General features: G+C 45.5%; 8 protein-coding genes and 1 pseudogene. 2 read left to right on the top strand and 7 right to left on the bottom strand.

The window, feature by feature from the left end:
* A partial coding sequence (locus LKD71_RS17350) for a hypothetical protein (protein WP_227616355.1) occupies positions 1-184 on the top strand: 184 nt, incomplete at its 5' end.
* Between the two features lie 29 nt (positions 185-213).
* The gene (locus LKD71_RS17345) at positions 214-591 is read left to right on the top strand and encodes a helix-turn-helix transcriptional regulator (RefSeq protein ID WP_227616354.1); all 378 of its coding nucleotides are present in this window, start codon (positions 214-216) and stop codon (positions 589-591) included.
* An 82-nt stretch (positions 592-673) separates the two neighbouring features.
* Here LKD71_RS17345 and LKD71_RS17340 read toward each other — a convergent pair whose 3' ends face one another.
* The 7 genes and pseudogenes from LKD71_RS17340 to LKD71_RS17310 form a co-directional block, all read right to left on the bottom strand.
* Positions 674-1,549 carry a hypothetical protein gene (locus LKD71_RS17340; RefSeq protein ID WP_227616353.1) on the bottom strand — a complete coding sequence of 292 codons (876 nt, stop codon included), beginning with the start codon at positions 1,547-1,549 and terminating at the stop codon, positions 674-676.
* Between the two features lie 35 nt (positions 1,550-1,584).
* Positions 1,585-2,211 (bottom strand): response regulator transcription factor, encoded by a 627-nt coding sequence (locus LKD71_RS17335; RefSeq protein WP_227616352.1) that lies wholly within the window; start codon positions 2,209-2,211, stop codon positions 1,585-1,587.
* Between the two features lie 42 nt (positions 2,212-2,253).
* Positions 2,254-3,546 (bottom strand): sensor histidine kinase, encoded by a 1,293-nt coding sequence (locus tag LKD71_RS17330; RefSeq protein ID WP_227616351.1) that lies wholly within the window; start codon positions 3,544-3,546, stop codon positions 2,254-2,256.
* Entirely contained in the window at positions 3,519-5,168 is a 1,650-nt protein-coding gene (locus LKD71_RS17325; protein WP_227616350.1) for a histidine kinase N-terminal 7TM domain-containing protein, read from the bottom strand. The genes LKD71_RS17330 and LKD71_RS17325 overlap by 28 nt, the downstream gene beginning before the upstream one ends.
* 65 nt (positions 5,169-5,233) lie before the next feature.
* Positions 5,234-6,070 carry a TPM domain-containing protein gene (locus tag LKD71_RS17320; RefSeq protein WP_227616349.1) on the bottom strand — a complete coding sequence of 279 codons (837 nt, stop codon included), beginning with the start codon at positions 6,068-6,070 and terminating at the stop codon, positions 5,234-5,236.
* A 27-nt stretch (positions 6,071-6,097) separates the two neighbouring features.
* Entirely contained in the window at positions 6,098-7,195 is a 1,098-nt protein-coding gene (locus tag LKD71_RS17315) for a hypothetical protein (protein WP_227616348.1), read from the bottom strand.
* Between the two features lie 87 nt (positions 7,196-7,282).
* A pseudogene (locus tag LKD71_RS17310) lies at positions 7,283-7,578 on the bottom strand (hypothetical protein); the annotation flags it as partial.

The following is a 7,578-nucleotide window of genomic DNA, read 5'->3' as shown; positions in this document are numbered from 1 at the left end:
TCATGTTTGGCGGGTCCCAAGTTCAAAAGCCTTATCATGCAAGCATGAACGGCTTTTTGACCTTTTGACCCTGGCATTAATCAATTATATTATAATCTTTTTCGCCCAAAGGTACAAGCAGCAAGGGGCGAAATTAGGCAGTCAGGCAAATGAAATTATACCTCGTTCAAATAATGGCACCTGAAATGTAAAATTACATCAGGTGGTGATGCTATGAAAATTGAACGGGACGAGCACAAATTTGACTTTCACGCTCACGGACTTGCTATCAAGAAAGCCCATGAGCGTGAGGGCATGACGCAGGAGCAATTAGTATACATTGTTGACCGCGATCCGCGTACCATTATGTATCACGAAAACGACGGACAGCATCCGAGCCTAAACGCCTTTTACCAAATGGTAACAATGTTCGGTATCTCCGTGGACGAATACTTTTATCCCGATGATTATTCCTGGGCTCTATTACATATATTTCCTTTATACTGTAAATACACACTCCGCAAAGAACTTCTGCGGAACGGCGTAAACAAGATGTTTGATTTCTTTGGCGGTGTCACACCTATGCTCGTTTCTGATAACTGTGTAGAGTAGGAAAGCGCCGCCTTACCATATCACTATGGCAGGTTTGCGCAGTCCCCTCACAGAACCATTTGTTTTTGGCGATTTTTCTGCATTATCCGGCTCCCAGAATATTCCATGCATCATTGATCGCGTCATAGTAATAAACCTGGTTGTCAGATACGGCATAATAATTTTCTCTGACGATGCATTCCTCGTGTTCGGTGCCAAGAACAAATACCAGACATTCTTTTCCATCGATCATCTCTTTTGTTCCGTCATACCACACAGACATCCCAAGGTTTAGGTAGTAGTTAACTTCATCCGTCTGGCAGAGAAGAGCGTAAGCATTCTGTATGACCGCAGTCTCTTCGTCGTACTCAGAAGTGTCATCACATCCATCGCCATCACATTCATCAGAATAAATGGTGAAGTCATAGCAGCGCTGCTCTTTTGCCAGGTGACCGTCTTTTAATGAGGCAGCCGGACGATAAGTAACACTCATATTGCCTTCCCGGACGGAGACCATTACATTTGAATAGATCTCACTGATGTTACACCGGAGGAGAATGACTTCATCCGGCGATCCTTCATAATAAGGCGCTTCCAGATCATCTTTGTATTTGGCTTCTTCAGTCATTTCTGACGGATAAACAAAAACGGACCACTCAGAAGCGGGCACGATCACATAAATCTCACAACCGCCGGCATCGACAACCGCAGCGTTTTGAAGAAGCGGATAGTAGTACCAATAATCAGTCTGTTCTGCATAGTCCAGGATATCCTGGGCAGAAACATTCTCTTCTCCGATATAACCCAGGAACGCCATGCCAGCCTGGCATTCCTCTTCTCTTAAAACGTCCTGAAAAACTGCCTGGCTGGCAGTTACGTCATAAGGTACATCCTGCTGCGTTTCTTCTGCCAGGCAGCCCAAAGGCATAAAAGCCAGAAGCAACGCACTGATACCGATGGTAATGGAAAGTTTTTTCATTGTATTCTCTCCTTTCTGATAAAAACAGGCTTTTGTTATTTCAGAGTGGTGACAATCAGCTTGCTCTCCAATGCCGCTGCGATCAGATCTTCTTTGCAGCTGTAGCCGGCTTTTGTGATCATTTCCTGGAAATTCCAGCGTACTCCGGAGGTAGAACAGTCCATTTTTTTTGCAATTTCCGAATAAGACATTCCGCAGATATAAAGACGCAGCATTTCCAGCTGTCTCGGACTGATCTCTCCGCTGGTGATCCAGTTCATTTCCACATCGGGTGTCGTATCCGGAAAAACATGCTCTCCGTCAAGTGTCCTGTGGATCACATCCCGAAGCTCCGCTTCTCCATGATCCTTATACCACAAACTGTCTGCACAGCCTGTTTTTGCCCGTTCCAGTATTTTAGGATCGATCAATGAAGTGATAATGACCACTTTTGTAGCCGGATGTTCCTCCTTGATCGCTTTTCCTGCTGTCAGTCCGTCATGATTATGAAAGGTCTGCACATCCATCAGCACCAGATCGATCGCAGAATAGCTGCAGATCTTTACGGCTTCCCTGGCATCTGCAACGGTCTTAACAAGCCTGAATTCCGGTTCCTGCAGGATCAGGTATTCAAAATATTTCTGCATGATCATCTGATCTTCTACAATGAGTACACGTACCATAACATCATTCCCTTCCCCAGGACATTTTGAGCCCTTATTCTGTTACTCTTTGAACGGCAGCTGCATGCGCAGACAAAAGACCGGTTCAAAAATCGTTTTCATGCTTCCTTTTTCTGCTTCCACAGCTTTTCTGAGGGCAGACAGACCGCCGCCTTCTTTTGCATCTTTTTCCGGGGCCTCCCCATCATTAGTGATCTGGATATACAGACATTTGTCAGTTGTTTCCAGCTGTATGTAAACCGTTGTTCCATGTGCATGGCGTGCACAGTTTGTCACGCATTCACGGATCGCACGGTCTGTCAGAAGCCTGTTGACCGGATCATTCGGATAACTGCCACGGATCTGAAGTGTGATTCCAAGCTTTTCGGCCTGTTTTTCCGTATCCTTATACTGATCTTCTCCTTTTTCTACCGTTGTGCCAGTGAGAATATAAACCAGCTGCTTCAGAGTGTCCAGCTGTTCTTTCATATTCTCCGGCTCTTCTTTTTTCTCCAGGATCCTTCGGATCGAGAGAAGACTTCTTCCGAAGCTGTCGTGTACCTGCATTTTCATGGAAAGCGTTTCCTGTTCCCGTATCTCATCACCGATCTTTTCATACATTTCTTCCAGTTTCCGGTTCAGGAACTCCAGTTTTTCATTATTGTTCTTGATCTCTTCTCCATTATAGTAGATCTCAGATACATTGACAGCAACGGTCTGCAGGTATCCGTCGAGTGAAGGCTCTTTCAGTGGATATTCCTGAAACATCCAGACAGAACCGTCCGGAAAATAAAACACATGGTTGTCGGAGCTTAGCTGTATTACGTCTTTCTGCCTGGAATCCTCATGGATAGCATGGCGGAGAGACTCATAATTCTGCAGATATGTTCCGGTGAGCATTCTGCTCAATTCCTGCATCTTAATGTTGCACAGAATGATCCGTCCAAGAGAATCGGAAAAACAGACGCCGCAGGGAACATTGTTCACAGCTTCATGAACGGACCAGGGTGACAAAGAATGATGATATTCCTTTATTTCTTTTCGGATAGCAAAAACCAGATAAACCGTCAGCAGGATCACCAGAAGGAGCATCAGATATGCCGGAAAGGAATGAAACAAGGGCTTGTAGTGGTCATGATCCACATGAAGTCTGTGCTCATTCAGAAGTCCGGACATAAAAAGAAAAGAAAGAAAAAATTCTACCGCTGTGCTCATGATTTTTCGCTTTCCAACGGAACGGATCATTCTGGAAAAAAGCACGATCAGCTCAAGGATCAGGCAGATTTCCATAAGGATCATGATGCTGTTCTGGGTTTTCATACTGCTTTCTATGAAACTGGGCATCGGATAAACCATTCCTGCTCCTCCTCCTGCTCAATCAGAAGTCCCGGCTTCTCTGCCAGATATGGACGGATATCTTCCTGACTCACAATATGAACAGAAATCTGCAGTTTTTCCTCAATATGGGTCACGCGGAAAAATACAGAATTCATGACATCAAACAGCTGCTCTACCAGCCATTCAAAGAAATCGTAGCATTTCAGGACATCATCGGCACGAATCTGTTTTTCTTTATCCTGCACAAAATAGGCCGCTTTGATCTCGCACAATTTCAGGTTTTCGCAGGATTCTGCAAGGCTTTGTTTCAGATCCGCCATGGTCAGAGAATCCTCCCGGGAACTATATCTGGTCAGCATCAGATTTTTCCGTCGCTTCAGATAAGTTCCAACAACCACTATTTTGCTTAAGATCAGCTCATACTCTTCCCGTGACTCTGTCTGCTCCAGCTTCTCCATATAGTGAGAAAGCAGTTCATATTGTCTGGAGGTCTGGCTTTGTATGATATTTAAAAGCCGGTTCTGTTCTTCCAGTTTTCGCCGTTCTGCTTCTTTCTTATAGGTTTTCCGTAAAAGCTGATTCCGGGCAGTCAGCTCTTCTTGCTGTTCCTGAATATCCTGATACTGATCCAGAAGAACGGAAATATCTTCTGACCAGAACAGGTGTCCGCCCTTGACAGGGAGATGATTGATGCGGATCCCTCGTTCCTGGACGGATGATTTTGCTATAATGGAATCCCGCAGGTCTTTGGAAAGCTCCGGAAACTCTCCGGAAAAATAATAGCGTCGGAAGGAATTATCGGTTATCTCGGCGTCCAGTCCGCCCGTCGCCTGAAACAGTTCAAAATAACGGCTGTTGGTCTGTATCAGTCCACAAAGGATACATCCCTGAAAAATCGCTGCCATAAGCAGACAGCAGATTGCTGTCATATCTCCTGCAAAGGTTTTGATAAAGGGCAAACGGAGGAGATTGGCGATGTTCCAGCCAAGCAGCAGCAAACCGGGAATGACCGGTAGCCAGAACCGTTTCCTGTCCGGGATCCGGCTCTTTTTAACAAGCAGTATCTCCATTATGACCAGACAGGCAATGATCCAGAACTGGATCAACATAAAAAGAATACCATAACTGTAATTTTTATCAGAATAAGGAACCGGTCCTTCAAACCGGAAAACCTGCTGATGAAGATCATTGGTAAGAACACAGACGATCAATACCACAGAGAAGAATAAGAGGATGCCAGTGATCCATTTTGTTGTCTTCTTCTCTGCTCCATCCATCAGTAAAGTGGCGGATAATCCAAAGGTTGGGATCAGGATCATCGGTATATAGTACAGATACCAGCAGATATGTCCGCCAAGAGGGTCCAGAAGGATATGGTATTTCACGGTACGCAAAAAGAACCAGCATACCATCAGACATCCGATAGCAGTCAGGTACTGGCGCACTTTCTTCTGTACGACATGTTTGTTCAGATAAATGACCCAGGCACAATAGATCCCAAGGTAAGTACAGGCACGGCACTGGTCGGCAAGTGTCTGTACCAGTTCATTTTCTGTTTCTATGAACCTGCAGATATATGCCAGCAAAACGAACAGCAAAACGACGATACAGGATAGCCTTCTTTTCTTTTGATAGGACATTCTGATTCCTTTGCATTGTTAAAACAAGAGATTTTTCTGTTTCATTAAAACCTTACGGCTGTCTGTCAGAAGGAACCGCTGCTTCCTCCATGTGAACGTCCGGAAGAACTGGTATGAGAAGAACTTCCTCCGGAAGAGGACGAGGAGGAAGAGGTGGGCGTATCCCGCTGAATGCGCCGCTCGGTAACGATACGGTTGACGAACTGATCACTCGCCACTGTGACTGTCATGGAACCATCACGGGTATAGGCTCTTGCAGAATCCTGTTTTACCACTGATTTCAATGAGCCGGCTTTTCTCCTAACCATACAGAAAGAAATGATGAATCCGATGAGGATATCCACAAATAACCAAAAGGGAGCTACATGACCGCTTGGCATATTTCCAACATCGTACGGTTCACCGATTGCCGCCTGTGTCAGGAACTGATCGCACAGATCGGCGAAGCAGTCAAAAACCTGTGCATATTTTCCACTGCTGAGTTTCCTTTGAAATTCATTACTGATATAAGAAATACCGGCATCTGTAAAAGCTGTAAGATGGCAATAGCCATAGGTTGAAATCGCCCATTTTCTTTCGCCCATACTGATCAGGAGCAGAATACCGTCATCGTTTTCTCCGTAACCATATCCATTGTAATCATAATAATCATCAGCATACGCCTGTGCGGTCTTGCCGTCAAGGGAATTGACAGTGACAATCGCCACCTCATTTTGCTGTCTCTGACTGATCTCCTCCAGCTTCTCTAAAAGTGCTGTACTTTCTTCTGTTGTAAGCAGACCGGCATCATCTACCAGGAGCGGTTTCTGACGTTCTGCGGGAATGGAAGAAGCTTTTGCAGGAAGCATCAGGATAAACAGACAGAGAAAAACAGACAGCCCGTGCCATATTTTCTTTTTCATCTTCATTTTTTCCTCCTTCCTGCTGCATCAGATAACGACAAGGTACATCAGCGTATAGAGCAGACCTGCGATCAAAGCGGTACGGATCAGGACGGATTTCCAGAAGGCAAACCGATCCAGAGGCAGGTCTCCGACCATTTTTCCGGTCTGTCCGTTCATTGCAAAAGTAAATTTTTCTCCGCGCCAGGTCGTGTTCAGAAGCCATACCGGATACAGGGCATACCAGTAACCGGCCTGATTGATCTCTATATCACTGTCCTGGACTCTTTTTCCACCATTATAGCCGGTTACGGTTGCCTGAAAGGAACGTTCGGCACAGACGCGGATCCGCTCTCTTGCTCTGTCCATACGTTCGTCCAGACTGACATCATAACGATCGGCAAGATAACCGGCCAGGTAAGCCGGCTGAAATGGTACCGCATCCCGGAAATGAAAGGGCTCTATCGCTTCCATCAAGGTATCGTCCATTTTTCTGGAGGCATCCGCCGGAATATGCTCGAAGCTGATACTTCCGGCACGAACAACTCGATAGATATCTCTGGTTGTATACTCCGTATCATTGGATTCCTGTACATGAACTTTTTCCGCTTCATATGTAATCTGAACATCCGCATCCACATCAAACAACCAGAACGGAATGTAGACACCTTTGATCTCATCGACATGATTTTCTTTTCGGAATACCTTCGGCAGATATTTCCTTCCTTCCAGATGCGAATAATATCTTTTTTTGGCAGCTTTTTTGTCCATCTTGAACGGGATGATATAATCCGGCTTAAGATCCCCGGAAAACTGCCCCTTGATCGTTACTTTATTATTACAGAACGGGCAGGTCGTGGCTCCTGTTGTTTCATCTGCCACAATTTCACCACCGCAGGACTGGCAGGAATAGACACGCATATGATTTGTCTCATCTTTTTGCCATTGGCCGCTGCTCAGGGAGAACCAGTTTTCTTTTGCCGTTTTCTTTTCGGCTGCTGTTTCAGCTTCCGGTTTCTGTGTGCGCTGAAATTCTTCAACCGTCATTTCCGTATTACAATACAGGCATTTCATATGCTGGGATTTTGAGTCAAATTCCATTGCACCGCCACAAAATGGGCATTTATATTCTATAACATCAGACATATTTTCCGTTCTCCCTTTCTTATCTTTTAAGGGAACTCTTCCTCATTTTTTATTGTGATTCAGAAGCGTTCCTTTTCTTTCTACAGGTCACGGTTTCGGCGCTCCGCAATATTCACAGAAGATACCGGTATTTCTGGCACCACAGCTGCATACCCATGAATCTCCAGTGCTTTCCTGTGCCATGCTTGCTCCATAGCCCTGGTTCATCATATTGTCCTGCTGCGGATAACCCTGATTCATCATGTTACCCTGCTGCGGATAGCCCTGGTTCATCATGCTTCCCTGCTGCGGGTAGCCCTGGTTCATCATGCTTCCCTGCTGCGGATAACCCTGGTTCATCATATTGCCCTGCTGCGGGTAGCCCTGGTTCATCATATTACCCT

It is taken from the genome of Fusicatenibacter faecihominis, from assembly GCF_020686945.1.
Classification (GTDB): Bacteria; Bacillota; Clostridia; order Lachnospirales; family Lachnospiraceae; genus Limivivens; species Limivivens faecihominis.
The sequence above is the reverse complement of the archived record's forward strand: the minus strand, read 5'-3'. Positions and strand labels throughout refer to the sequence as shown.